Genomic DNA, 24,910 nt, shown 5'->3' with positions numbered 1-24,910 from the left:
GGTGAATTGCCCGGGTCTTCGGACGACCGGTGTCAGACGGACAGACGCGCGCCCGTCGAGGTCGAGAACACGTGGGACTCGCCCGGACGCGGCACGACGTGCACCGTGGCGCCCTTCTCCGGCACGTCACGGCCGTTGACGCGGACGACGAGCTCCTTGTCCTCGCCACCGACGTGGGCGGTGCCGTACAGGTACGCGTCGGCGCCCAGTTCCTCGACGACGTTCACGGTGACGGCGAGGCCCTTGTCCGAGTCGGCGCCCGCGACGTCGAAGTGCTCGGGGCGGACGCCCACGGTGACCGTCTTGTCCGTGGTCCCCGACAGCGCGTCCCGGTCCACCGGCACCACCGAGTTGCCGAACTTCACACCGCCGTCGGCGATCGGCACCTCGACCAGGTTCATCGCCGGGGAGCCGATGAACCCGGCCACGAACAGGTTCGCCGGCTTGTCGTACATATTGCGCGGGGTGTCGATCTGCTGGAGCAGACCGTCCTTGAGGACGGCCACGCGGTCGCCCATCGTCATGGCCTCGACCTGGTCGTGGGTGACGTAGACGGTGGTGATGCCGAGACGCCGCTGGAGCGAGGCGATCTGCGTGCGGGTGGAGACGCGGAGCTTGGCATCCAGGTTGGACAGCGGCTCGTCCATGAGGAACACCTGCGGCTCGCGCACGATCGCCCGGCCCATCGCGACACGCTGGCGCTGACCGCCGGAGAGGGCCTTGGGCTTGCGGTCCAGGTACTCGGTCAGGTCGAGGATCTTCGCGGCCTCCTCGACCTTCTTGCGGATCTCCGCCTTCGGCACGCCGGCGATCTTGAGCGCGAAGCCCATGTTGTCGGCGACCGTCATGTGCGGGTAGAGCGCGTAGTTCTGGAACACCATGGCGATGTCCCGGTCCTTCGGTGGCAGGTGCGTGACGTCGCGGTCGCCGATGCGGATGGCGCCGCCGTTGACGTCCTCCAGGCCCGCGAGCATCCGGAGGGAGGTGGACTTGCCGCAGCCGGACGGACCGACCAGGACGAGGAACTCCCCGTCGGCGATCTCGATGTCCAGGGCGTCGACGGCGGGCTTGTCGGAACCCGGGTAGATCCGGGTCGCCTTGTCGAACGTGACAGTGGCCATGGTGAATGGGCCCCCTTCTACCGGCAGGAACGTGCCGGACGATCCGTTGTAGGAAGGTGGTGGGTGTAGTCCACATGCGTGAACCGAATCAGGACGGTACCTGGCGCTCACCTGGTCTGTCAGCACCTGGAGCCCTGTGAACTTCGCCGAAATTTTCGACAGGGCCCCCTCGGGACGTGGGTACACTGCACAGGCGCGTGGGCCCCGCCCGCGCGCCTGCCTCCTTAGCTCAGCTGGTTAGAGCGCCGCTCTTGTAAAGCGAAGGTCGTCGGTTCGAATCCGACAGGGGGCTCTTCGATCACCCTGCTGACCTGGGTTTCTCCCTTGAGAGGCGCTTCACACTGTAGTGCCCGATGCCGGGACCGTGGGTGCCGTACCGAAACAACCGGCGGCAGGGTTGGAAAGCGTGTACCTGCTGCGGCCGGCGCTGACAGGTCATCGCTTGGCCAGCAACGAAGCCCGATCGTCGCTCGGGTCCCGGACAAGTCTCCAGCCCGCCCCGGGACAGGCGGGCGGGAGGACGACGGCCGACGAACCTGCCAGGCCGGGTGGTGGTGCGGCGAGCAGCACGCGTGGTGGAGACTGTGGACCGGCCAGAGGAACCGTTGGAGGTCTGCCCGGTGCCGGAGCTGTTCCGCTGGCATCCGACGCCGACACCGACGGGCCGGGACGGCGGGACACAGTGGCGCCCCGCGCGACCGCCGGACCGGCTGACCAGATCGTCAGGGGCGACCGCGGACCGAAGTGGTGGAGCGAGGGTCGTCGGTTCGCATCCGACAGGGGGCTCAAGGCAAAGGCCACCCGGCAGCTCTTCCGAGTGGCCTTTGACATCCGGACGCGTCGACATGGCCGGAATCCCTCCAAGTTGGAGCAGGGCAGGGCTCCGGGTCCACCCGGCGACTCCGGTCGTCGGACGACGCCCGGCGCGATCCTCTTCCGTTGCGTACGGCGACGTCGAACGCAAGGAACGAGCCAATCTCGTGCAACTAAAGCCGCTCGTCGTGAGTCTGTCTGAGCGGTGCGCGGCCGTGTGCGTACCGCTCTGCACAACATGAGGGGCTCCCTTGGCTTCCACGCGCACCACCCGACACCGTCTCGGTGCCTCAATATCCGCAGCCCTCGCTGTGACGGTCGGTGCGGGCTTCCTGGCCTCGCCCGTGGCCACGGCTGCTTCAGCCACCGTGGCCACGGCTACTGCGGCTACCACCGCCGGGGCGAATCTTCCCCTCGGTGCCGAGATCGTCAGCACCGGCGACACGGGCTACCTCACCTCCAGGAAGGACGACGCCGGCGACACGGTCCTGGAATGGCACAGGCACGCCGACGGCTCTGTGCTGCCCGTCACCGGGACCGTGGGCTACGACAGCGCCTCCGACATCGTCGTGACCGGCGACGGGGGTGACACAGTCTCTCTGCGGGACATGACGGCGGGAGCCGCCGCAACTGTGTCCTTCGACCTCGGGTCCGAGTTCACGCCCGGAGCGAGGCTCGTCGGCGTGGTCGGCGAGAACCTCTTCGTGAGTGTTCCGACCACCGCGGACTACCACGAGCTGTGGCAGCTGAGCCGGGTGGACGGGGTCACCGAGAAGGTGAAGCGCTCGTCCAACCCCTACAGCATCGACTTCAAGGTCCTCGCGTCCAGGAGTGGTGCCCTGCTCGTCCTGAGTAGCGACCGGGTGTTCCCCAACTCGGCGACCTTCCGGACCGAGTACTGGAGAACGCTCACGACCGTCGACAGCGGCCAGGCGATCGAGGGGGGCAGCAGGAGGAACATCGCCTCGTGGACCCAGGCCTCGACGGGCGCCCTCACCGCCGACTACGTGGCCGACGTCCAGTACCGGTCCGGGGTCACCGAACTAGTCGTGGACGGGACCTACGTCCACGGCAAGTACGCCATGGACAGCTCCATGAGTGGCGCTGTCATCGTCGGCATCAGCCGGGACACCCTGCTCTACGGGGTCCCGGGCAAGGCGGACGGCGAGACGCTCAGCCCGCTGTACGCGAGGAGCATCACCGACTCGACCGCCGCGCCGTACAAGCTGCTGGAGCACTTCTCCAGCGCGGCCCACGCAGCGGACGGCAGCCTGCTCGTACGTGGGGCCACGGCCGAGACCGACGGGCTGTTCCGGATCTGGGAGGGCGCCGACGGCCTCCCGGCCGCCACGCCTGTGGCGGACACCGGGCGGGCCCTGGCGGTTCAGGTGACTGCGTCGAACGTCCCCACCGCAGTGAGCCTGGAGGAGCCGGGCACCATGGTTCCGCTGGAGTGGACGCTCTCCCGTGCGAACGCCACCGCGGACCTCACGCTCACGTACCCGGCCACCGGCCGGACGCTCACCCGACACCTGTCCCAGCCGGTCGCCGACAGTCGCTTCGCCTTCGTCTGGGACGGCCTCCTGGACGGCGCCAGCTCCCCGAACGGTGCCTACACCTGGCAGATCACCGCCACCCCGACCGACGGCGTCGGCGGCCCAGCGGCCGCCTCGGGGAGTTTCCAGGTCTCGCGCGAGGCCAATGCGCACGACTTCAACGACAACGGATCCACGGACGTCCTCGCACGCGACGCCTCCGGGGTGCTGTGGCGGGACGACCTCCTCGACTGGCCGTCGAACAGCCGGATCGACACCGCCGGGCGGACGAAGGTCGGCGGCGGTTGGCAGGTCTACAACCGGATCGAGGCCGCGGGCGACCTCGGGGGCGCCCCGGCGGGTGACCTGGTCGCTCGTGACAAGGACGGTGTCCTGTGGCTGTACCTGGGCAAGGGGGACGGCACCTTCGCCTCCCGCACCAGGATCGGCGGCGGCTGGAACGTCTACACCCAGATCACCGCAGGCAGCGACTTTGACGGTGACGGCCGGGCCGACCTCGTCGCCGTCGACAAGGTCGGCGACCTCTACCTCTACCGGGGCACCGGCGACTGGCGGTCCCCCTATGCGTCGCGCGTGAAGACGGGCTGGGGCTGGAGCATCTACGACCGGATCGTCGCCACCGGGGACATCGCCGGCGCCCCGGCGGGTGACCTGGTCGCTCGTGACAAGGACGGTGTCCTGTGGCTGTACCTGGGCAAGGGGGACGGCACCTTCGCCTCCCGCACCAGGATCGGCGGCGGCTGGAACGCCTTCACCCACCTCGTCGGCGCCGGCGACGTCACCGCCGACGGCCGCCCCGACCTGATCGCCTACGGCCCGAACGGCACGTACGTCTACCGGGCCACGGGCGACTGGACGGCCCCGTTCAGCCGGTGGCCGACTTCTCTGTACATGGGCGAAGGCACCGAGTTCGATCACATCGCCTAGCAACCGCGTCGCAGCGCAACGGCATCGCCCGGAAACTGGTCCCGCGACCGTCCCCGCGCGGACCGGCCGACGGGCCGGCCGGCGCGTGAGTTCCATGGCCGGCACCGGCCTGTGGGCCGGTCGGGCGACGGCCGGTGCGGAGGCGGGGGACGCGCGAGGACGGGAGAGCCGGGCCCCGACGCGCATCACGGCGTCGGGTCGGCGAACCGGCCGAGCGTGGCGGGCGGCCGAAGAGGTCAGCCGTGCTGCAGCGCGGCGAGACCCTTCTGCATGTCCTCGCGGTTCATCACCGGCTGGATCTCGATCTTCGCGCCGAGTTCTTCGAAGAGCGGCTCCGCGATGCTGGGCAGGATCGAACTGTCCTGCATGTCGAAGACGAACGTGCAGGACCGTCCGCCCTCGCTGGGGCCGAAGTAGGCCGCCTCGGGCTTGACCCGTTCCATCGTCGACTCCATGACCTTCAGCAGCGCGCCGCTCCTGAGCGCATCGTTCGTGACCTGGGTGTCCAGATGCGCTCTCAGCATGACCCTCATCGCACTCCTCCTTCCGCCCGCCGCTGCCGGCGCGGCCTGGTGCGCGCTCGCTGGGACAGGGGGACGTCCTCCTCAGGCTCTCCTCGGGTGATCGGCCCGGCAACCTCTCGTCCTCCGTCCGTGCCGCCGTGGCCGCCGATCGGGGCGACGGCTCCCATTCGGCGGACCGGCAGCCGTCGCGGACTTCGGTCGCGGCGGTCCCGACGGGGGCCGACGCCGAGGGCCTGCGCCGTCCACGGCCGCGAGCCGATGTCGCTTCGGCCTCCTGACAGAAGCCCCCCTGGACGGGGGGGCGGGGGCGGGGGGCTTCGGGACGGACGGCCGACCGGAGGGGCCGGGCGGAACATGCGGGGACAGGAGCCGGGGAGCCCGGTGGGCCGAGGGGGCTGTCCGGCTCAGCGGGCTGCGTGGTCGACGACGTTGCCGTTCACGCAGTTGTTCACGTGGTCGCCGGCCCAGCCGGACGCGGCGGGTACCGCGGCCAGTTCCTGGAAGCAGACGGCCGCTGCCGTGAAGTTCCAGTTGTTCGCGGCGTTGACGCCCGGACCGAAGTTGCTGTCGTCGTCGGCCTGGGCAGGTGCGGCCAGGGCCACCGCGGCCAGGGCCAGCGCGGCAGTCGTGATGATCTTTCGCATGCCCGGTGCAACGATCAAGGACAGGGGAAGGCGCAGCCCGACGGCGCGCGTACGCCCGCATGCCCCCGAGGGCGAAGGCCGATGTCGGTCACCGGGCGGGGGAGCGCGGCGTGGGTGAATCTCGCCATGCGAATCAACCGGGTGCTGCGCAGGGCGGCGGCGGGGGTGTGGGCGTACGTCCGCAGTGCGCCCGGAACCTATGTGTGGCTCGGGATCCTGTTCGTGACGACGGTGGCGCTGCACCACATGTCCCCCGAGTTCGAGCGGGAGTTCCTGCGGGCGCGGTCGACGAACCTCCGGGAGTTGGCGAGCAACCCGGTGCGGGTGCTGGTCGCGAGCGCGATGTGGATCGCGGGCGGACGCTGGCTGCCGTACGCCGTGCTGTACAGCGTCTTCCACGCGCAGGCGGAGCGCTGGCTCGGCACGCTGCGGTGGCTCGCCGTCTGCGCGGCGGCGCACGTGCTGGCGACGCTGATCAGTGAAGGGGCGCTGCTGATCGCGATCCGGGCCGGGCTCGTGCCGTCCACGGCGGTCGACACGATGGACGTCGGGGTCAGTTACGCGCTGGCGGGTGTCGTGGGGGTGCTGACGTACCGCCTTCCGGCGCCCTGGCGGTACGGCTGTCTGCCGGGCGTGCTCCTCGTGTACGGGGCTCCCCTGGTGCACCGGCCGACCTTCACCGATCTCGGGCATTTCGTCTCCGTGCTGATCGGGCTGGCGTGCCTGCCTCTGGTGCCGGGGCGCCGAAAGTCCACGAAATCCGAAGGAGACAGCGAAGGGCGGCGCGGGTTACCGTCCCGGCCATGACCAGCACTGTCGTGAACGGCGGCATCTCCTTCTGGTATGCGGACGACGGCCTTCCGCTCGCGCGGGATCCACTGCCGGGTGACGCGACGGCCGACGTGGTGATCGTGGGCGGCGGCTACACGGGACTGTGGACCGCGTACTACCTGAAGAAGGGCGACCCCTCCCTGCGCGTCGTCGTCCTGGAGCAGAGGTTCTGCGGCTACGGCGCCTCCGGCCGCAACGGCGGCTGGCTCTACAACGGCATCGCGGGCCGGGACCGGTACGCCGAGAGGTACGGCCACGACGCCGCGGTGCGGCTCCAGAAGGCCATGAACGACACCGTCGCGGAGGTCGTCCGCGTCGCCGAGGAGGAGGGCATCGACGCCGCCGTCCACCGCGGGGGCGTTCTGGAGGTGGCCCGTACGCCGGCGCAACTGGCCCGGCTGAGGGCTTTCCACGAGCACGAGCTGTCCTACGGGGAGACGGACCGCCTGCTGTTCGGGGCCCGGGAGACCGCCGAGCGGATCCGGATCGCCGACGCGGTCGGATCGGCGTGGACCCCGCACGGGGCGCGTGTGCATCCGGTGAGACTGGTCAAGGGCCTCGCCGCGGCCGTCGAGGCGCTGGGGGTGACGGTCCATGAGTCGACACCCGTGACGGAGGTGCGGCCGGGGCAGGCGGTCACCCCGTACGGCACCGTGCGGGCACCGTACGTGCTGCGTTGCACGGAGGGCTTCACGGCGTCGTTGAAGGGCCAGCGGCGGACGTGGCTGCCGATGAACTCCTCGATGATCGCCACCGAGCCCCTCACCGAGGCCCAGTGGGAGCGGATCGGCTGGGCGGGGTGCGAGACGCTCGGGGACATGGCGCACGCCTACATGTACGCGCAGCGCACCGCCGACGGTCGGATCGCGCTCGGCGGACGGGGCATGCCGTACCGCTTCGGCTCCCGCACCGACAACGACGGGAGCACCGGGCCGGCCACCGTGGAGGCCCTGCGCGGCATCCTGGTCGACTTCTTCCCGACGCTGGCGGGCGTGCGGGTCGAGCACGCCTGGTCGGGGGTGCTGGGTGTGCCGCGGGACTGGTGCGCCACCGTGACGCTGGACCGTGCCACGGGCCTCGGCTGGGCGGGCGGCTATGTCGGTTCGGGTGTCGCCACGGCCAACCTGGCCGGTCGCACGCTGCGTGATCTCGTCCGGTCGGATGCCGGCCGGTCGGGCCGCACGGAGCTGACCGATCTCCCCTGGGTCGGCCACAAGGTCCGCAAGTGGGAGCCGGAGCCGCTGCGCTGGCTGGGCGTGCACGGCATGTACGCCACCTACCGGTCGGCCGACCGCCGCGAGCGGGCCTCGCGCAGCACGGCACCGTCCCGGCTGGCCCGGCTGGCGGACCGGGTGGCCGGACGGCACTGAGCGAGGCGGACCCGCGCGCCGGGTTCCTCCCCGGGCGGGGCCGGGGCACGGCTCGGGGCCGGCCCGGTCCCCGCCGGTCTCACGCCCCCTTGCGGCTCCAGGTGCCCCGGTGGCCTGCGGCGTGGCGGCCGAGGGCGAGGGACACGGCGGTCAGAGCGCTGTTGAAGGAGACCTCGGCCAGGACACCGGGGGCGGCGACCTGGTCGCCCGCGAGGTGGACTCCGTCGCCGCGGTCGATGGCGGGGCGGTCGCGCCAACTGGTGCCGGGCAGGTCGACGGCGCCGGTGCGGCCGTTCGCCGTGGCCTCGCGCCGCCAGGTGACGCGGTCGCGCCAGTCGGGGAAGGCCAGGTCGAGGAGGTGTTCGGCGGGCGCGACGCCGTCGGCGCGCGACTCGTGCGGGGCGAGGGGGATCTGGCCCTGGACGAGTTGCTCGCCGGCCGGGGCGAGGGTGCGGTCCTGCGCGGTGAAACGCTCCAGCCAGCCCGGGGCGTCGAGATCGGAGACGGCGAAGGCGTCGCCGCGCCGGGTGCGCAGCGCCAGGTCGATCAGGGCGGTGCGCCCGCCGGTCCAGGTCAGGGAGTCGTCGCCGAGCAGGCGCCGCGCGGCGCCGAGCGAGGTGGCGACGATGACGGGCGTGTCGGTGGGCAGCGTGTCGACGCGGGAGAGGGTCTCCATCCGCACGCCGAGGTTCCAGGCACGGGCCGCCATCCGGTCGATGACGGTGGCCCAGCCGCCGCGCGGGTACTGCGCCTCGGGCGGCAGTTTGACGGCCCGGCGCAGGCGCTCCTGGACGAAGGCGGCCGACAGGGCGCCGGGATCGTGGTGGAAGAGCGCGACGGCCGAGTAGTGGGCTGCGGCGCGGGCGCCCTCCTCGCCGGCGATGCCGGTGGCCCAGGTGAGGAAGTCGGTGTCGACGGGGGCCGGGCCCAGGCCGGGGCGCAGCAGCTTGAGCATGGCGAACGGCGGAGTGCGGCGCAGGGCGCCCTTGTGGTGCAGGCGGAGCCGGGCGGCTTCCCTCGGCGGGAGCGCGGCGAGGGGACCGATGAGGCCGCGCCGGCGCAACCAGGCCCAGTGCGGGCCGCCGCTGTAGAGGGCGTGCGGGCCCTCGTTGGTCCGGTACGGTCCCTCGGCGGTGCGTGCCCGGCCACCGAGGGTGTGGTGCGCCTCGTGGATCGTGACCTCGGCGCCGGCTTCCGCGGCGGAGATGGCCGCGGTGAGTCCGGCGAAGCCGCCTCCGATGACGGTGATGCGGTGCATGTCCGGCGATCTCCTTCTGCTGTCCGAGCCCTCTGGGCGGTCTGCGGGCCTGTGGTGCCTCTGCCGTGCGGGCGGCCACCCGCGCTGTGCGGCCCGCCCGTGCTGCGTGCGTCCCTCTGCTGCCTCGCGCCTCGCTGTCCCTGCGCCTTCTGCGTTTCGTCCGTGTCGTCCGGTGGTGCGTTCGGTCCGGTGCCGTGCGGGTCGCGGTGGTGTCCCGGTGGGCCCTCGGCCGCGGGTCCCGCGTACGTACGACACCTCTGCGGGCCGAAATGTGACAGCCTCGGCGTCTGTGCAGGTCGGAGCACTTGTCAGCGGCGGGGTGCAGCATGGGGGCATGGCGCGTGCGAGGAACGGCAGAGGTGTGAAGGCGGCTCGGCGGCCGGAGGTGCGGCTGCCGGAGTTGCAGCAGTACGGCGGGGGCGGGCTGGCCCCCGACGGGGATTACGACGGACTGGAGTTCGGGGACGTCGATCTGGGCGGACAGGACGGTGCGGGGGCCCGGTTCATGGACTGCCGGCTCGCCGGGTGCGCCCTGGACGAGACCCGGTTGCGGCGCGCCCGCCTCCTGGACTCGGTGCTGACCGGCGTGCGGGGGGTGGGGACGGATCTCGCCGAGTCGACGCTGCGGGACGTGGAGGTCGTCGACGCCCGGTTGGGTGGGACGCAGATGCACGGTGCCGTGCTGGAGCGGGTGCTGGTGCGGGGCGGCAAGATCGACTTCCTCAATCTGCGCACGGCGAGTCTGAGAGACGTCGTCTTCGAGTCCTGCGTGCTGGTGGAACCCGATTTCGCGGGGGCTCGCATGGAGCGGGTGGCGTTCGTCGACTGCGCGGTGAAGGGCGCGGACTTCGGGGAGGCGACCCTGACGGACGTGGATCTGCGGGCCGCCGCGCCGCTGGAGATCGTCCGGGGTGTGGACCGACTGGCGGGTGCCGTGATCAGCACGGCTCAACTGCTGGACCTGGCCCCGGTGCTGGCGGTGCAACTGGGCATCGGGGTGGAGGACTGAGGGGACGGGCGACGGGCGCGGGCGGCGCCTGCCGGGAGGAGGACGCAAAGGGCCCGGGCCGGTCGGGGCCGGGGCTGCGGAGCGCCTTTTGCGGGCCCGCCCCGGCGCGGGTCCCCCGATCCGGGCGCGGTCACCCGGGGGCCGTGGGCTGTGGGCCGTGATGTGCGGATGCCGGTGCCGGGCGGGGCGGCCGTCGGCGCGGCGGCCCGCAGGTCCATGCCCGTCAGGGCAGCCGGGGGAACCTGGCCTGGAGGGTCCAGATCGCCGGGTTGTCCGCGAGCTCCTCGTGCAGATCGCACAGGTCGGCGACCAGGTCGTGGAGGAAGTCGCGTGCCTCACGGCGCAGTTCGGTGTGGGAGAAGGTCAGTGGGGGTTCCTCGGCCGGCATCCAGTCGGACTCGATGTCGACCCAGCCGAAGCGGCGCTCGAAGAGCAGGCGGTCGGTGGACTCGGTGAAGTCCAGTTCCGCGCGCTGGGGGCGGGAGGCGCGGGAGCCCGCCGGGTCCCGGTCGATGCGTTCCACGATGTCGCAGAGGGCCCAGGCGAAGTCCAGCACGGGCACCCATCCCCAGGATGTGGACAGTTCGCGGTCGGCCTTGGTGTCGGCGAGGTAGACGTCGCCGCAGAACAGGTCGTGGCGCAGGGCGTGGACGTCCGCGCGCCGGTAGTCGGTCTGGGGCGGGTCCGGGAAGCGGGTGGAGAGGGCGTAGCCGATGTCGAGCACGCAGGTGATGGTGTCATGCCCGCATAGGATCTGAGGCGTGTCCCGATTCGCGCCCGTTGTCCCCGCCGCCCTGCTCGTCCTCGCCCTGGCCTCGTGCACGGGCGCGCCGGGTGGTGGTGGAGTGCACGGCACCCCGGGCGGCGCGGGGGTGCGCGACCCGTACTTCCCGAAGGCGGGCAACGGCGGCTACGACGTCGGCCACTACAACCTCGGCCTCACCTACGACCCCGCCCGCCACCACCTGACCGGGACCGCGGAGATCACGGCGAAGGCGGCCGAGGACCTCTCCGCGTTCGACCTGGACCTGAAGGGCCTCACGGTGGAGGCGGTCACCGTGGAGGGCAGCCCGGCACGCTTCAGCCGCGCCGGGCAGGAACTGACCGTCCGCCCCCGCCGCGACCTCGACCGGGGGGAGACCTTCCGGGTCACGGTCCGCTACGCGGGCACGCCGCTCACCCTGACCGACCCCGACGGCTCGCAGGAGGGCTGGCTGCGCACCGCCGACGGCGCGCTGGCGCTGGGGGAGCCCACGGGGTCCATGACGTGGTACCCGGGCAACCACCATCCTTCGGACAAGGCCTCGTACGACATCTCCGTCACCGTTCCGAAGGAGCTGACGGCCGTCTCCAACGGGGAGTTGCGCGGCGTGAAGAGCCACGACGGGACGAGGACCTTCGAGTGGCACACCGCCGAGCCGATGGCGAGCTACGTCACCACGCTCGCCATCGGCCGCTTCGAAGTCTCCCGGCCCACCGTGGGCGAGCGGCGGCTGCCGGCGTACATCGCGGTGGACCCGGTCAGCGCGGCCGACAGCAAGGCGGTGCTGGGGCGGCTGCCCGAGATCATGGACTGGCTGGAGCTGAACTTCGGCCCGTACCCGTTCTCCTCCACCGGCGTGATCGTCGACCGCGAGGACGACGCCGGCTATGCCCTGGAGACCCAGAACCGGCCCGTGTTCCCCGGCCCGACCGACCTCCGCACCCTCGTGCACGAACTGGCCCACCAGTGGTTCGGCGACTCGGTCACGCCGAAGAGCTGGCGGGACATGTGGCTCAACGAGTCCTTCGCGACGTACGCGGAGTGGCTGTGGTTCGAGGACCACGGCGGCGACACCGCCCAGGAGACCTTCGAGGAGCTCTACGACCACGGGGAGGACGAGTACGAGGACCTGTGGGACTTCCCGCCCGGCGAGCCGAGCAGTGCCGCGGAGATCTCCGACTCCCCGGTCTACCAGCGCGGCGCGATGGTCCTGCACCGGATCCGGCAGACCGTCGGCGACGACGCCTTCTACGACATGGTCCAGGGCTGGGCCGCCGCGCACCGGCACGGCAACGCGGACACGGACGACTTCACCGCGTTCGTGGAGCGGCAGGCGCCCGACGAGGACTTCGACGGAATCTGGGAGGCCTGGCTGTACGGCGACGGAAAGCCGGGCCGCCCGTGACGGGCGGCCCGGCGCGGCCTCACGGCGGGGGCGGGCCCGCCGGCCGGAGTCCGGTCGCGGCACTGGTGTCGCGGCAGGCGACGTCCGCCCGTCGAGGAGCGGCGTCCGGTGCGTGCTCCCGGTGCGCCGGCCGGAAGCCCTCGTACCGGGCGTACTCGGGCTTGCGTCCGGTACGCCGGGTGGGGCACCTCCCACGCTTGGGCAGCGGGGGAGTGCGCCGCGCGTCGTGACAGGGCGGACGTCGCCTGGTGCGGCACTAGTTGACGTTGACCGCCTTCCAGGCCGCCGCGACCGCCGCGTACTCCGCGCCGCCCGACCCGTACAGGTCGGCGGCGGCCTGCAGGGTGGCGACGCGGGCGTCCGCGTAGTCGGTCGTGGAGGTGAAGTACGTGGTCAGCGCGCGGTACCAGATCTGGACGGCCTTGTCCCGGCCGATGCCGGTGACGGTGGAGCCGTCGTAGGTGGGTGAGTTGTAGCCCACGCCGTTGACGGTCTTCGCGCCGCTGCCCTCGGACAGCAGGTAGAAGAAGTGGTTGGCGACGCCGGACGAGTAGTGGACGTCGAGGCGGCCGACGCTCCTGGACCAGTAGTCGGCGGAGCCGCCGTCCTTGCTGGGCTTGTCCATGTAGCGCAGCGGGGTGCCGTCGCCGTTGATGTCGATCTTCTCGCCGATGAGGTAGTCGCCGACGTCGGAGGAGTTGTTCGCGTAGAACTCCACCGAGGTGCCGAGGATGTCGGACGTCGCCTCGTTCAGACCGCCGGACTCGCGGCGGTAGTTGAGGCCGGCGGTGGCGGCGGTCAGGCCGTGGCTCATCTCGTGGCCGGCCACGTCGAGCGAGGTCAGCGGCTGGGTGTTGTTCGCGCCGTCGCCGTAGGTCATGCAGAAGCACGAGTCCGACCAGAAGGCGTTGACGTAGGCGTTGCCGTAGTGGACGCGGGAGTAGGCGGCCTTGCCGTCGCCGCGGATGCCGGTGCGGTTGAAGGCGTTCTTGTAGAAGTCCCAGGTGACCTGGGCGCCGTAGGCGGCGTCCACCGCGGCGGTCTGACGGTTGGAGACGGTGCCGTCGCCCCAGTCGTCGTCGGCGTCGTGGAAGAGGGTGCCGGTGCCGTTCGTGCCGCCGTTGAGGTCGTACGTCTTGTGGCCGCCGCGTCCGCCGTCGACGAGGTCGTAACCGCCGGAGGCGGAGGCGGTGGTGCCCAGGGTGACCGTGCCGCTGAACTCGCTGGTGCCGATGCCCGTCTCGACGGCCTCGTAGGAGTACAGCTCCTTGCCGCTGGTGGCGTCGGTGACGACGTGCACCTCGCTCGGGGTGCCGTCGTGCTGGAAGCCCTTGACCACGGTCTCGTAGGCGAGGACGGGCTTGGCGCCGGCGGCCCAGACGACCTTGCGGGCGCTGGAGGCGGTGGCCTCGGCGGCGGAGCCGTGCTCGGCGGCGGCGGCCTTCAGCGCGCCGGACTTGGCGGCGGTGACCGGTATCGCCGCGTTGGTCGACGGCACGGAGATCCGGACCGTGGTGGCCTTGCTGGTGCTCTTGAGCGCGCCGCCCTTGGTGTGGGTCACCAGGTCGCCGCCGAGGACGGGAAGCCCGGCGTAGGTGCGCTCGTAGCGGGTGTGGACGGTGCCGTCGGCGTCCTTGACGACGTCCCGGACGACGAGCTTCTCCTGGCTGCCCAGACCCAGTTGCCGGGCGGTGGCACCGGCGGCGTCCTGGGCCGACTGCAGCGCCGCCGCGCGGGCGGAGGGGGAGAGGGTGAGGGGAGTGGAGGGAGTGCGCTGCTGGGGAGCCGCGGTGGCGGCGCCGTTCTGCAGGGCGAGGACCACCATCGCCGCCGAGCCGATCAGGGCGGCGGCGCGGAGTGTGGTGGTACGGGCGATGCGGGGGGACTGCTGTCTCACTCGGTCTCCTAGGTCGCTGGCCTCGTGGTCGAGACTCAGGTGGGGCACAGAGTTGGCGGCGAGTGAGGAGAGAGTGGCACTTGCACCGTTCGTTTGACAGAGCGCAGTCAAGATTTTACGTGTTCGTTTCCGAATGGCGGTGCTGCGGATCCGGTATTCGGACGGCTGAAACCCCGTCAACTTGTCTTTCTATTCAGCGAAGTTGGGCCGTCGAATGTCACACCCGAAAAGCAGATCCGCCCGTGCGGTCAGAATGCGCGCCGTTCGTCGAGCAGTCGCGCCAGGTCCGGAGGCCATAGCGGTTCGGGAGCGGCGGAGAGTTCCTCGCGGGACCACCAGCGCCAGGTGAGGATCCCGTCGGCGGCGTGCGCGGCCGTCAGCCGGGGGCCGACGGGTTCGCGGCGCGGGCCGCAGGTGACGTACACGTGCTCGTGCCGGTGGACGGGAACGCCGCCGTGCGTGACGTCGTGTTCCCAGGTGCACAGCAGCGGGCCGGGCTCCAGGTCCGTCCAGCCGGTCTCCTCCCGCAGTTCGCGCAGCGCGCCCTCGCGCGGGCTCTCGCCGGCCTCCAGGCCGCCGCCGGGCAGCGCCCAGTGGACGCCGACCTCGACGTTGTCGTAGCGGAGGAGGAACACGGCCCCGTCGGGATCGACCACGGCGACGCGGGCGGCGCGGCGCGGAGTGCGCAAGCGCGGCAGCGGCTTGCGCAGCACCGCGCAGGGGCGGCCCAGCTGCCGGTCCGGGCGGTGACCGATGACCTCGAAGCCCAGGGCCGTCCAGAAGGCCAGGGCCGCGGGGTGGTTCTCCAGGACGGCCAGCCGCACTCCGGTCCGTCCGGCGGCGCGGAAGCGGTCCTCCAGAGCGGCGGCGAGCCGCCGTCCGTACCCGCGCCGCTCCACGGCCGCGTCGATCATCAGCAGGCCGATCCACGGGTCGGGATCGGCGGGGTCGGGGTGGCGGGCCAGGGTGATCGCGATCCCGACGAGCCTGCCGCCGCTGCGGGCCAGCAGCACCTCGGCGTCCGGGTGCGCGGCCTCGTCCGCGAGCGCGGAGGCCACCTGCTCCTCCCGGATGTCGTCCGGGTCGGGGAAGTCGCCGCTGAGCGCATGGAAGTCGCGCCGGCCCGCGTACAGGGCGGTGAGTTCGGTGAGCAGGGGGGCCGGGACGGGCCGGCCGGGGGCGGGGCGGAGGGGGCCGAGGATCATCCGGGCGCGGTGACGCGGGGGACCGAGGAGCCCCCGGCGGATGTCCGGCCGGGGGCTCTGCTGCCGCGACGTCCTCAGACGTTGACGCCGAAGTCCTGGGCGATGCCGACCAGGCCCGAGGCGTAGCCCTGGCCGACGGCGCGGAACTTCCACTCCGCGCCGTTGCGGTACAGCTCGCCGAAGACCATGGCGGTCTCGGTCGCGGCGTCCTCGGAGAGGTCGTAGCGCGCGATCTCGGTACCGCCGGCCTGGTTCACGATCCGGATGTAGGCGTTGCGGACCTGGCCGAAGTTCTGGCCGCGGTTCTCGGCGTCGTAGATGGAGACCGGGAAGACGACCTTGTCGATGTCGGCCGGCAGGGCGGCCAGGTTGACGTTGATCGCCTCGTCGTCGCCCGCGCCCTCGCCCGTGAGGTTGTCGCCGGTGTGGACGATCGAGTTGTCCGGGGTCTGCTTGTTGTTGAAGAAGACGAAGTGCTGGTCGGAGTAGACCCTGCCCTGCCCGTTCACCGCGATCGCGGAGGCGTCGAGGTCGAAGTCCGTGCCGGTCGTGGTGCGGACGTCCCAGCCGAGGCCCACGGTGACGGCGGTCAGGCCCGGAGCCTCCTTGGTGAGCGAGACGTTGCCACCCTTGGACAGGCTTACAGCCATGGGGAGTCCTTTCCCTCGAATGCGTACGGCATGAAGCTACAGCTACCGGTAAGAACGCCGAGAGGGGTGCCGCAGGTTCCGCGTGGCTTTACTTTCTTTACCTTCCGGGGTGACGCGGGCACGCTCGCGGTGCGGCTCGACGGCATCCGCGGGCTGCACGGCGTTCCCGGTCCCGTGGCATCCGCCGGACCCGCAGCGTCCTCGGAACCGCCGCCGAAATCGGGGTGACGCGGACCGGGTCGGGGCGCGACCATGGACGGCATGTCCGGTCCCTATGTCATCCGCGGCTCCGTCGCGCTCCCCGAGGCCGAGCTGATGTGGCGCTTCTCGCGGTCGTCGGGGCCCGGCGGACAGCACGTCAACACCACCGACTCGCAGGTGGAACTCCGGTTCGACCTGGGCGGCACCGACGCCCTGCCCGAGGTGTGGAAGCAGCGCGCCCTCCAGCGGCTCGCCCCGCGCCTGGTCGACGGCGTCGTCTCCGTACGGGCCTCGGAGCACCGCTCCCAGTGGCGCAACCGCGAGACCGCCGCCGTGCGCCTGGCCGCGCTGCTGGCCGAGGCGACTGCGCCCCCGCCCAAGCCGCGCCGGCCGACCCGCATCCCACGCGGTATCAACGAGCGGCGGCTGCGGGAGAAGAAGCAGCGCGCCGACGTGAAGCGGGGCCGGTCCGGGCGGGACTGGGGCTGAGCCGCCCGGGGCGCGCGGGCGCCCCCTGTCACATTCTCCGCCCCGCGTCCGTCTTGTCGGTGACGGCTTGCACCGACGGGGACCGACGAGAGGCTGGGAACGGATGACCGGGCACGCGTGGGACGGGAACGAGCTTCTGGTCCGGCAGTTCGAGGGGCACCGCGACCGGTTGCGGGCCGTCGCCCACCGGATGCTCGGCTCCGCCGCGGAGGCCGAGGACGCCGTGCAGGAGGCGTGGATCCGGCTCGGGCGCTCCGACGCCGGGCGCATCGACAACCTCGGCGGCTGGCTGACCACCGTGGTCGGCAGGGTCTGCCTCGACATGCTGCGTTCGCGCAGCTCGCGGGCCGAGGAGCCGCTCGACACCACCTCGGCGGCACCCCTCGCCGAGGCCGGCGCCGGCCCCGAGCAGGACGCCCTGCTCGCCGACTCGGTCGGTGCCGCCCTCCTTGTGGTCCTGGACACGCTCACCCCCGCCGAACGGCTCGCGTTCGTGCTGCACGACCTGTTCGCCGTGCCGTTCGAGGAGGTCTCGGCGATCCTCGGCCGCACCCCCGCGGCGGCCCGCCAGCTGGCCAGCCGGGCCCGGCGGCGGGTGCAGGGCGCCCCGGAGCCGGAGGTGGACCCGGCCCGGCGGTGGCGGGTCGTGGAGGCGTTCCTGACGGCCGCGCGGGACGGCGACTTCGAGGGGCTGCTGCGGGTCCTCGACCCGGACGTGGTGGCCCGCACGGAGGCCGGGGTGAACGCGGGGGCGGCGGCGGTGGCCGCCGGGGCCATGACGTACGCCCGGCTCGCCGGAGTCGCGCGGCCGGCGCTGGTCGACGGCCGTCCCGGCCTCGTCGTCCCGGCCGACGGACGGCCCGAGCGCGCGCTGGCCTTCACCTTCGTCCGCGACCGCATCGCGGTCATCGAGGTCGTGCTCGATCGGCAGCGACTCGCACGCATCGACATCCGGCCCGTCCCGGACGCCTTCGGGGCGGGGCCGGAACAGGTCTGAGCGCTCCGCCGGACGTGCCGCCGGCCGCGGCGCCGTCGTGGCCGGTCGCGCAGTTGCCCGCGCCCCTGCGGCGTGCTGCCGAACCGCGGTGGGCCTCGCCCGACCTGCCCAGGGCGGGTCCGGGGCGATCCGCTGCCGGATCCGGAGCGGTCGCCGTCCCGTCCCGTACGCCCGGTCACCTCAGCTGCCGGTACCGCCCCTTGAAGTAGGTCAGGGGCCCGCCGCCGGCGCTGGGCACCCTCGCGGTCAGGACCCGGCCGACGACCAGGGTGTGGTCGCCGGCAGGCACGCGCTGCTCGGTGCGGCACTCCAGGGCGGCCAGCGCGCCGCCGACCAGCGGGGCGCCGGCTGCCTCGCCGCGTACGTAGGGGATGTCCTCGAACAGGAGGCGGTCGCTGATGCGGCCCTTCATGGCGAAGCGGCCCGCGATGTGGCGCTGGCTCTCGGAGAGGACGGAGACCGCCCACAGGGGCTGCTCGGCGAGCAGGTCGTCCATGCGGGCGCCGGTGCGCAGGCTGACCAGGACGAGCGGCGGGTCCAGGGAGACCGACATGAACCCGGTGGCCGTCATGCCGACGTCCTCGCCCAGCGGGGCCTGCGGGTCGTCGGGGTCGAGCGGCGGCTCCTGCGCGGTCACCAGGACCACGCCGGAGGCCAGCCGGGACAGGGCGGCACGGAACTCGTCGGCGGTCACCCCCTCAGCATGCCCGGGTGGCAGGGAAAGGGAGGGAGAAGGCGGGGCCGGGAGGGAGGGAGAGGAAAAGCCGGGGGGAGTCTTCAGCACGCCGGAAACGCTAGTCTCCGCTGCGCGGCGCACACATCGGTCCCCGGCCCGAGGCGGGACCTAGGACTCCCGGAGGAACTGCCGCCCCCCAAAGTCCGCCGCGTGCCGCATACTCGCGAAGGGCTTGTTCATTTGGCACACGGGAAAAACACAGAAACTGCACTCAATTGTTCATGTTTTGCTGTGACTTGGGTCACAAGAGGCATTAATTGTTGACCCTGTGTACCGAGTGGGCAGCGCGCTGTGATTCAGTGGCGGAGACGCTGCAATCACACTTCGAGGACAGTACGCCGATACACGACCCTTTGATTCGCTGCGAGGTCTCGGGGGGAGGGCGAGCATGGAGACCGAGTCGGAGCCCTACGTCCGTCTTGCGTCCCTGCGGCAGCTGCACCAGGCCATGGCGGACATGAACACCGCACGCAGCCTGGCCGACACGCTGCAGACCGTCGCGGACGGCGTCGTCACCGCCCTCGGCTACGAGCTGGCGTGCGTCAACCTCGTACGGCCGGACGGCGACCTCGTCGTCGCCGCCTTCGCCGGGAACGCCGCCGCCGAGGCCCTCATCACCGGCCGGGTCGGCTCCCGCGCGTCCTGGGAGCGCCGGCTGAGCATGGGCGAGACCTGGGGCGACCTGGTGTTCATCCCCCACACCGAGGGCTGGGTCCTCGACGACGACGACGTACCGCAGTGGTACACCGACGGGCCCGCCCCCCGCTTCGAGGACGAGTGGCACCCCTCCGACCGCCTCTTCGCCCCCATGTACGCCCCCGGCGGCCAGGGCAACCCGCACGGCGAGCTGATCGGCGTCCTGTCCGTGGACCGGCCGCGCAACGGCCGCCTGCCCGGCGCCTGGGGCCGCGAGGCCCTCCAGATGTACGCCTTCCAGGCGGCCATCGCCGTCAGCAACGCCCGGCTGCGCAGCAACATGCAGCGGGCCCTGGTCCGCCTGGAGCGCGAGCAGCAGGCGCTGCGGGCCAGCGAGGAGAGCTTCCGGCAGGCCTTCGAGTACGCCCCCTCCGGCATGGCCATCGCCGAGATGGGGGGCGAGCAGCACGGGCGGATCCTGCGCACCAACGACGCCCTGTGCCGGCTGCTCGGGCGCCCCTCGTCCGCGATGCGCCGCTACTCCTTCTCCGACCTCGTCCACCCCGAGGACATAGGCACCCTGCTGCGCACCTCCGCCGAGGGCGGCCGGGCGGAGCTGCGGCTCGGCCGCCGGGACGGGACGTACGTCTGGGTGAGCCTGCGGAACTCCGTGGTCGCCGACACCGCCGACGGTCCCCGCTTCCTCCTCACCCACGTCGAGGACATAGAGGAGCGCAAGCGCCGCGAGCTCCAGCTCGCCCACCGTGCCTCCCACGACTCGCTCACCGGCCTGCCGAACTCCGCCGAGCTGCGCTCCCGCCTCGCCTCCCGCCTGTGCCGCCGGCCCCAGGCCGCGCACCCGGCCGCCGTGGACGCCTACGAGGCGTACGAGTCCTTCGAGGCGCACGAGCCTCAGGACGCCGCCTACGCGCACCCGGCCGCCTACGACACCGGCGGCCACGGCTTCGACCTCCGGCCCGGCGCGGAGCCCTACGACGCCTATGACCACCACGTGCACACCGTCGCCCCCGAGAGCGACCGGGACGACGGCACCAAGGGTCTCGCCGTGCTCTTCTGTGACCTCGACGGCTTCAAGTCGATCAACGACCGGTTCGGGCACAACGCGGGCGACGCGGTCCTCATCGAGGTCGCGCGCCGCCTCTCGCGCGGGGTCCGCGACGGCGACACGGTCGCCCGGCTCGGTGGTGACGAGTTCGTCATACTCGCCGACGGGCTCGGCCGGGCCGACGCCCAGGACCTCGCCGTACGGCTGCGCAGCGAGATCATCCAGCCGATCCGCGCCGAGGGCCGGGCCATGCGCGTGGGCGCCAGCTTCGGCATCGGGTGGGCGCATTGCGGCATGACGGCCGACGAAGTGCTCAAGTCTGCCGACGAACGCATGTACGTCGAGAAACGATCTCGTCCCAAACAACACAGACGTGCGGGATGATGCCCAGGTCAGCGAGTTGATGCGGTCCGGGTCACCCGTTCGGGCCCACGGAAGCGGGTAGGCTCGCCCTCTGCCACACCTATCGACGCACGACCGCATCCGCCCCGCACCTGTTGAGGAGTACGAAGGGATGACGCCCGGCAACAACGGCTCTGGCACGCCCGAGGACGACGACCCGTTCGGCTACCTCTACGCCGACGGTCAGGCCAAAGGCGCCCAGCCGCCCTCCAGCGGTTACGGCTACCCCAACGCGGTCAGCAGGGTGCGCACGGTCGGGGAGCGCCAGTACGGCCAGCAGCCGCCGTCCGCCCCGCCCGGCCAGCAGCCGGCTCCTCCGCACGGCCAGGTACCGCCGCAGCAGGGCGGGTACGGCCGTCCGCACCCGCACTACGCCGCCCCCGAGACGCTTCCCGGCGGTGCCCCCGCCGGCCCGCAGCAGCAGGGCGGGCGCTCCGGCGGCTCCGGCCGGGACCGCGGCCCCAACACCAAGGGCCTGCTGATCGGCGCGGTGGCCGTGGTCGCGGCGGTCGTGATCGGCATCAGCGTCGCCATGATGAACGGCGACTCCGGCGGGAACAAGGGCGGCGGCCAGGCCGCCCCGACCCGGTCCCAGGCGCAGAGCAGCGACTCCAGCCCGTCGGCGAGCACCAGCGCGGAGCCCGACGCCCCGCTGCCGACCATCGCGGCCAAGGCGCTCCGCCTGGGCGGCAGCGCCGCGCTGGCCTCCGACGTCCAGGGCGCCCAGTCCGACGGCGGCATCTACGTCGGCAACCTCGACCAGGTCGGCTCCTCGGTGACCTGGACGGTGAACGACATCCCCCAGGACGGCGTCTACACCCTCTTCGCGCGTTTCAGCGCGACCGGCGAGGACCAGTCGATGACGCTCACCGTCAACGGCAAGGAGTTCGGCAGCAAGCTGAACCTGGGCAACTTCACGCACGCAGCCGACGGCGACTTCGCCAAGGGCTGGACGCAGACCTTCGCGTGGCCGACGCTGGCCAAGGGCACCAACACGATCTCGCTCTCCTGCGCGGACGGCGACAAGTGCAACGTGCTCCTGGACCAGTTCTGGCTGAAGCCCGGGCAGGTCAAGAAGTAGCCCCTCAGGCCGCGCTGGCCTCCGGCGTCACGGCGACCTGCCCCAGCAGCCGGTCGTACGTGCCGCGGTCGAACTCGCCGGCCGCCGGGGCCGCCACCGTCGCCGCCGACAGGGCGACCGCGCGGGCCAGGCGGTCCGGCCACGGCAGACGCTCGACCAGGCCCGACAGCAGGCCGGCGACCGCGGAATCGCCGGCGCCGGTCGGGTTGCCCCGCAGCCGGGACGGCGGGACGGCGTGCCAGTGCCCCTCCGGCGTGGCCGCGAGGAGGCCCTCGGCGCCGAGGGAGGCCACCACCGTGCGGGCGCCGCGGCGGCGGGCGTCCCGCGTGGCGCGGACCGGCTCGTGGGAGCCGGTCAGCTCGGCCAGCTCGTCGGCGTTCGGCTTGATCAGGTCCGGTCGGGCCGCCACCGCGCGGCGCAGCGGCTCCCCACCGGTGTCCAACAGGACGGGGACGCCCGCGGCCCGGGCCGTGCGGACCAGGCCCGCGTACGCGCCGACCGGCACGCCCGGCGGCAGGCTGCCGCACAGGGCGACCGCCGCGGCCGTTGCCAGCAACTCCCGGTAGACCTCCTGGAAGGCGGACCACTCGCCCGGTGTGATCGCCGGGCCGGGCTCGTTGAGCTGCGTGGTGTCCCCGGACCGCTCGTCCACGACGGCGATCGTGCGGCGCGTCGCGCCCGCGACCGGCACCAGGGCGTCGACGACCCCGGGCGTCGCCGTGAGCTGCTCCTGGACGACGCGCCCGGTGGTGCCGCCCGTGAAGCCGGTGACCGTCACGTCGTGGCCCAGGGCGGACAGCACCCGCGCCACGTTGAGGCCCTTGCCGCCCGGCCGCTCCGTGACGGCGGAGACCCGGTGGGCGGCGTGCGGGCGCAGGGACCGCACCCGATAGGTGATGTCGAGAGCGGTGTTCAGCGTGACCGTGAGGATCACCTGGGCCGACCTCCCCCGGGAATTGCGCGTGCTGGTGTGGCTTCCGCCAGGCCCGATCATGCCAAAGAGACGGCGGTCGGCCCAGCCCCCGGGTCGGCCACCGTCTCTCGACGGGCGGATGAATCAGCCCAGTTCGGGGGCAACCACCCAGAGCCCGCGCCGCATCACGCCCCGCACGTCGAAGGCGCCGTCCAGCAGGACCAGGTCGGCGTCCCTGCCGGGCTCCAGGGAGCCGACGCGGTCGGACAGGCCGAGCAGCCGGGCCGGGTTGGCCGACAGGGCCGCCACCGCGTCCTCGACCGGCAGCCGATCGACCGTCACCGCCCGCTTGAAGGCACGGTCCAGGGTGAGCGTCGACCCCGCGATGGAGCCGCCCTCCACCAGTCGGGCGACGCCACCGGCGACCTCGACCTCCAGCGGGCCGAGCATGTAGCGGCCGTCGCCGAAGCCGGCCGCGTCCATCGCGTCGGTGATGAACGCCACCCGCCGCGCGCCCTTGTGACGGAACGCCAGCTCCAGGGCGGCCGGATGCAGATGGACCCCGTCGTTGATCAGCTCGACGGTGACCCGCTCGTCCTGGAGCAGTGCCGCGATCGGGCCGGGGGCGCGGTGGCCGAGGGCCGGCATCGCGTTGAACAGGTGGGTGGCGACCGTGGCGCCCGCCTCGATCGCCTCCACGGTCTGCTCGTACGTGGCGTCGGTGTGCCCGATCGCTGCGATCACGCCGTGCTCGGCGAGGAGCCGGACCGAGTCGGTGCCGCCCGGCAGTTCGGTGGCGAGGGTGACCATCCTGGCGTGCCCGCGCGCCGCGTCGATCAGCTTGCGCACCTCGGCCGGGTCCGGGTCGCGCAGCAGTTCCTCGGAGTGTGCGCCCTTGCGGCACGGCGAGATGAACGGCCCCTCGAAGTGGATGCCCGCGATGTCGCCCTGCTCGGCCAGTTCGCTCAGCAGCCCGGCGCGGTGGGTGAGGAAGTCCATGTCGCCGGTGACGGTGGAGGCGACGAGGGTGGTGGTGCCGTGCCGTCGGTGCGTCTCGATGCCGGCGAGGACCTCCTCGACGGTGCCCGAGGTGAAGGAGGCGCCGCCGCCGCCGTGGTTGTGCAGGTCGACGAACCCGGGGACCAGCCAGTGGCCCCGTACGTCGAGGACCCGCGCGTCGTCCGGGGCGGTGGCGGCGATGCGGGTGCCGTCCACGACCACCCGGCCGGCGGTGACGGTGCCGCTGGGCAGGACGACGTTCGCGCCGGACAGGATCAGGGGGGTGCTGTCCGCTGCGGGCTGCGGGACACCGGTGGTCTCTCGCGCAGTTGCCCGCGCCCCTGGGGCGGTTGCCATCAGGCCGTTTCCTCCTTGCGGTCGGTGGTGTCGAGGAGATCCCAGGCCAGAAGGCCCGCACCCAGGCATCCGGCCGTGTCCCCGAGAGCCGCCGGGACGACGGGCGGCAGCTTCTGGAAGGTGACCCGCCGCCGGACGGCGTCCCGCAGCGGTGTGAACAAGGTTTCCCCGGCCTCGGCGAGTCCGCCACCGATGACGATCACGCCGGGGTCCAGCAGAGTGAGCGCGGTGACCAGGCCGTCGGCGAGGGCGTCGACGGCCTCCTGCCAGATCCGGACGGCGTTCGGGTCACCGGACGCGACGGCCTTCGCGCAGTGGGCGGCGTCCGCCGCCGGGTCGCCGGCGGCGGACGCCCAGGCCTCGGTGACGGCCGCCGCCGAGGCGTACCGCTCCAGGCAGCCGCGCTGGCCGCACGGGCACGGGACGCCACCGGGGCGGACGACGACGTGGCCGATCTCGCCCGCGAAGCCGTGGGCGCCGGCCTCCACCCGGCCGCCGATGCCGATCGCGCCCGCGATGCCGGTGCCGAGGGGGACGAAGAGGAAGCGGTCGGCGCCCCGGCCCGCGCCGATGCGGCCCTCGGCGAGTCCGCCCGCGCGCACGTCGTGGCCCAGCGCGACCGGGATGCGGCCGAGCCGCTCCGCCAGCAGGCCGCGCAGCGGTACGTCGCGCCAGCCGAGGTTGGCCGAGTAGGCGGCGACGCCGTGCCGTTCGTCGACGATGCCGGGGACGGCGACGCCGGCCGCGCTCGCGGGCTCCCCGAGCCGCTGCTCGCCCAGGGCGCGCAGTTCGGCGGCGAAGCCGAGGACGGCGTCGACCACCGCATCCGGTCCGCGGTCGCGTCCGGTCGGTCGGCGGGCCTCGTGGAGCAGCTCGCCGTCCGCCCCGACCAGGGCGGCCTTCATCCCGGTGCCGCCCACATCCAGCGCGATGACATGTCTCACGGGGACAGTGTGGACCGAGGACCCACAAGAGGTCTAGTCCACTTGCATGGTGTAGACCATAATCCGTTAATCGGAATGGGCGAGCGGAAGCTGAACGGCGGGCCATGGGGCGGCGA

General features: G+C 72.5%; 21 protein-coding genes and 1 tRNA gene. 10 read left to right on the top strand and 12 right to left on the bottom strand.

The genetic code is table 11. The features are described from left to right. Window positions 1–32: 32 nt before the first annotated feature. Window positions 33–1,121 (bottom strand): ABC transporter ATP-binding protein, encoded by a 1,089-nt coding sequence (locus tag JS756_RS13285; RefSeq protein WP_205383275.1) that lies wholly within the window; start codon window positions 1,119–1,121, stop codon window positions 33–35. A gap of 218 nt (window positions 1,122–1,339) precedes the next feature. On the opposite strand from JS756_RS13285, the gene JS756_RS13280 reads away from it, so the two are divergent. Together JS756_RS13280 and JS756_RS13275 are read left to right on the top strand one after the other, a co-directional pair. Continuing rightward, window positions 1,340–1,413, top strand: a tRNA-Thr gene (locus JS756_RS13280). A 772-nt stretch (window positions 1,414–2,185) separates the two neighbouring features. Further along, window positions 2,186–4,417, top strand: coding sequence for an FG-GAP-like repeat-containing protein (locus tag JS756_RS13275; protein ID WP_205383274.1), 2,232 nt, complete (start codon window positions 2,186–2,188; stop codon window positions 4,415–4,417). A gap of 236 nt (window positions 4,418–4,653) precedes the next feature. Here the strand turns inward: JS756_RS13275 and JS756_RS13270 are convergent, their stop codons facing one another. Next, window positions 4,654–4,950: a DUF3303 family protein gene (locus tag JS756_RS13270; RefSeq protein WP_205383273.1), complete on the bottom strand. Its 297-nt coding sequence runs from the start codon at window positions 4,948–4,950 to the stop codon at window positions 4,654–4,656. A 395-nt stretch (window positions 4,951–5,345) separates the two neighbouring features. Further along, a complete protein-coding gene (locus JS756_RS13265) occupies window positions 5,346–5,585 on the bottom strand; it encodes a hypothetical protein (RefSeq protein WP_205383272.1) in 240 nt (79 codons plus the stop codon). A 126-nt stretch (window positions 5,586–5,711) separates the two neighbouring features. On the opposite strand from JS756_RS13265, the gene JS756_RS13260 reads away from it, so the two are divergent. After that, window positions 5,712–6,392 (top strand): rhomboid-like protein, encoded by a 681-nt coding sequence (locus JS756_RS13260; RefSeq protein ID WP_205383271.1) that lies wholly within the window; start codon window positions 5,712–5,714, stop codon window positions 6,390–6,392. Further along, the gene (locus tag JS756_RS13255) at window positions 6,389–7,786 is read left to right on the top strand and encodes an NAD(P)/FAD-dependent oxidoreductase (protein ID WP_205383270.1); all 1,398 of its coding nucleotides are present in this window, start codon (window positions 6,389–6,391) and stop codon (window positions 7,784–7,786) included. The genes JS756_RS13260 and JS756_RS13255 overlap by 4 nt, the downstream gene beginning before the upstream one ends. 79 nt (window positions 7,787–7,865) lie before the next feature. Here the strand turns inward: JS756_RS13255 and JS756_RS13250 are convergent, their stop codons facing one another. Continuing rightward, window positions 7,866–9,044, bottom strand: a complete 1,179-nt coding sequence (locus JS756_RS13250; protein ID WP_205383269.1) for an NAD(P)-binding protein — start codon at window positions 9,042–9,044, stop codon at window positions 7,866–7,868. 334 nt (window positions 9,045–9,378) lie between these two features. On the opposite strand from JS756_RS13250, the gene JS756_RS13245 reads away from it, so the two are divergent. Then, window positions 9,379–10,053 (top strand): pentapeptide repeat-containing protein, encoded by a 675-nt coding sequence (locus JS756_RS13245; protein WP_205383268.1) that lies wholly within the window; start codon window positions 9,379–9,381, stop codon window positions 10,051–10,053. Window positions 10,054–10,276: 223 nt separating this feature from the next. On the opposite strand, the gene JS756_RS13240 is transcribed toward JS756_RS13245, so the two are convergent. Next, window positions 10,277–10,777 (bottom strand): hypothetical protein, encoded by a 501-nt coding sequence (locus JS756_RS13240; protein WP_205383267.1) that lies wholly within the window; start codon window positions 10,775–10,777, stop codon window positions 10,277–10,279. A 37-nt stretch (window positions 10,778–10,814) separates the two neighbouring features. Between JS756_RS13240 and JS756_RS13235 the strand changes: the two genes are divergently transcribed. Then, entirely contained in the window at window positions 10,815–12,221 is a 1,407-nt protein-coding gene (locus JS756_RS13235; RefSeq protein ID WP_205383266.1) for a M1 family metallopeptidase, read from the top strand. A 256-nt stretch (window positions 12,222–12,477) separates the two neighbouring features. Here the strand turns inward: JS756_RS13235 and JS756_RS13230 are convergent, their stop codons facing one another. The 3 genes from JS756_RS13230 to JS756_RS13220 form a co-directional block, all read right to left on the bottom strand. After that, window positions 12,478–14,046, bottom strand: coding sequence for a M4 family metallopeptidase (locus JS756_RS13230; RefSeq protein WP_205383373.1), 1,569 nt, complete (start codon window positions 14,044–14,046; stop codon window positions 12,478–12,480). Between the two features lie 320 nt (window positions 14,047–14,366). Then, complete coding sequence (locus JS756_RS13225; protein WP_205383265.1) at window positions 14,367–15,323, bottom strand: bifunctional GNAT family N-acetyltransferase/NUDIX hydrolase; 957 nt, start codon at window positions 15,321–15,323, stop codon at window positions 14,367–14,369. 74 nt (window positions 15,324–15,397) lie between these two features. Further along, window positions 15,398–15,973: a TerD family protein gene (locus JS756_RS13220; RefSeq protein WP_205383264.1), complete on the bottom strand. Its 576-nt coding sequence runs from the start codon at window positions 15,971–15,973 to the stop codon at window positions 15,398–15,400. A 252-nt stretch (window positions 15,974–16,225) separates the two neighbouring features. Here JS756_RS13220 and arfB point away from each other — a divergent pair, with 252 nt between their 5' ends. Both arfB and JS756_RS13210 read left to right on the top strand, forming a co-directional pair. After that, window positions 16,226–16,663: an alternative ribosome rescue aminoacyl-tRNA hydrolase ArfB gene (gene arfB / locus JS756_RS13215; protein ID WP_205383263.1), complete on the top strand. Its 438-nt coding sequence runs from the start codon at window positions 16,226–16,228 to the stop codon at window positions 16,661–16,663. A 103-nt stretch (window positions 16,664–16,766) separates the two neighbouring features. Continuing rightward, window positions 16,767–17,660 carry a sigma-70 family RNA polymerase sigma factor gene (locus JS756_RS13210; RefSeq protein ID WP_205383262.1) on the top strand — a complete coding sequence of 298 codons (894 nt, stop codon included), beginning with the start codon at window positions 16,767–16,769 and terminating at the stop codon, window positions 17,658–17,660. A gap of 175 nt (window positions 17,661–17,835) precedes the next feature. Here the strand turns inward: JS756_RS13210 and JS756_RS13205 are convergent, their stop codons facing one another. Continuing rightward, a complete protein-coding gene (locus JS756_RS13205; RefSeq protein ID WP_205383261.1) occupies window positions 17,836–18,444 on the bottom strand; it encodes a flavin reductase family protein in 609 nt (202 codons plus the stop codon). A gap of 340 nt (window positions 18,445–18,784) precedes the next feature. Here JS756_RS13205 and cdgB point away from each other — a divergent pair, with 340 nt between their 5' ends. Further along, on the top strand, window positions 18,785–20,482 hold the full coding sequence (gene cdgB / locus JS756_RS13200) for a diguanylate cyclase CdgB (protein WP_205383260.1): 1,698 nt from the start codon (window positions 18,785–18,787) through the stop codon (window positions 20,480–20,482). Between the two features lie 130 nt (window positions 20,483–20,612). After that, window positions 20,613–21,581 carry a carbohydrate-binding protein gene (locus JS756_RS13195; RefSeq protein ID WP_205383259.1) on the top strand — a complete coding sequence of 323 codons (969 nt, stop codon included), beginning with the start codon at window positions 20,613–20,615 and terminating at the stop codon, window positions 21,579–21,581. A 4-nt stretch (window positions 21,582–21,585) separates the two neighbouring features. On the opposite strand, the gene JS756_RS13190 is transcribed toward JS756_RS13195, so the two are convergent. The 3 genes from JS756_RS13190 to JS756_RS13180 form a co-directional block, all read right to left on the bottom strand. Beyond that, window positions 21,586–22,515: a 1-phosphofructokinase family hexose kinase gene (locus tag JS756_RS13190; protein ID WP_205383258.1), complete on the bottom strand. Its 930-nt coding sequence runs from the start codon at window positions 22,513–22,515 to the stop codon at window positions 21,586–21,588. Between the two features lie 123 nt (window positions 22,516–22,638). Continuing rightward, window positions 22,639–23,850, bottom strand: coding sequence for an N-acetylglucosamine-6-phosphate deacetylase (gene nagA / locus JS756_RS13185; protein ID WP_205383257.1), 1,212 nt, complete (start codon window positions 23,848–23,850; stop codon window positions 22,639–22,641). Continuing rightward, window positions 23,850–24,794, bottom strand: coding sequence for an ROK family protein (locus JS756_RS13180; protein ID WP_205383256.1), 945 nt, complete (start codon window positions 24,792–24,794; stop codon window positions 23,850–23,852). Before JS756_RS13180 ends, nagA begins: the two co-directional genes overlap by 1 nt. Window positions 24,795–24,910: the final 116 nt, after the last annotated feature.

This window comes from Streptomyces actuosus (genome assembly GCF_016921115.1).
Lineage (GTDB): Bacteria > Actinomycetota > Actinomycetes > Streptomycetales > Streptomycetaceae > Streptomyces > Streptomyces actuosus_A.
Note: the sequence above shows the minus strand (reverse complement) of the source record. Positions and strands in the feature narration are given on the sequence as shown.

Bases quoted from the DNA above. Each gene is read 5' to 3' on its own strand.
- nagA (WP_205383257.1), bottom strand. From the start codon at position 23,850: ATGGCAACCGCCCCAGGGGCGCGGGCAACTGCGCGAGAGACCACCGGT.
- JS756_RS13250 (WP_205383269.1), bottom strand. From the start codon at position 9,044: ATGCACCGCATCACCGTCATCGGAGGCGGCTTCGCCGGACTCACCGCG.
- JS756_RS13255 (WP_205383270.1), top strand. From the start codon at position 6,389: ATGACCAGCACTGTCGTGAACGGCGGCATCTCCTTCTGGTATGCGGAC.
- JS756_RS13245 (WP_205383268.1), top strand. From the start codon at position 9,379: ATGGCGCGTGCGAGGAACGGCAGAGGTGTGAAGGCGGCTCGGCGGCCG.
- JS756_RS13210 (WP_205383262.1), top strand. From the start codon at position 16,767: ATGACCGGGCACGCGTGGGACGGGAACGAGCTTCTGGTCCGGCAGTTC.
- JS756_RS13265 (WP_205383272.1), bottom strand. From the start codon at position 5,585: ATGCGAAAGATCATCACGACTGCCGCGCTGGCCCTGGCCGCGGTGGCC.
- JS756_RS13220 (WP_205383264.1), bottom strand. From the start codon at position 15,973: ATGGCTGTAAGCCTGTCCAAGGGTGGCAACGTCTCGCTCACCAAGGAG.
- JS756_RS13260 (WP_205383271.1), top strand. From the start codon at position 5,712: ATGCGAATCAACCGGGTGCTGCGCAGGGCGGCGGCGGGGGTGTGGGCG.
- cdgB (WP_205383260.1), top strand. From the start codon at position 18,785: ATGGAGACCGAGTCGGAGCCCTACGTCCGTCTTGCGTCCCTGCGGCAG.
- JS756_RS13270 (WP_205383273.1), bottom strand. From the start codon at position 4,950: ATGAGGGTCATGCTGAGAGCGCATCTGGACACCCAGGTCACGAACGAT.
- JS756_RS13230 (WP_205383373.1), bottom strand. From the start codon at position 14,046: ATGGTGGTCCTCGCCCTGCAGAACGGCGCCGCCACCGCGGCTCCCCAG.
- arfB (WP_205383263.1), top strand. From the start codon at position 16,226: ATGGACGGCATGTCCGGTCCCTATGTCATCCGCGGCTCCGTCGCGCTC.
- JS756_RS13285 (WP_205383275.1), bottom strand. From the start codon at position 1,121: ATGGCCACTGTCACGTTCGACAAGGCGACCCGGATCTACCCGGGTTCC.
- JS756_RS13225 (WP_205383265.1), bottom strand. From the start codon at position 15,323: ATGATCCTCGGCCCCCTCCGCCCCGCCCCCGGCCGGCCCGTCCCGGCC.
- JS756_RS13195 (WP_205383259.1), top strand. From the start codon at position 20,613: ATGACGCCCGGCAACAACGGCTCTGGCACGCCCGAGGACGACGACCCG.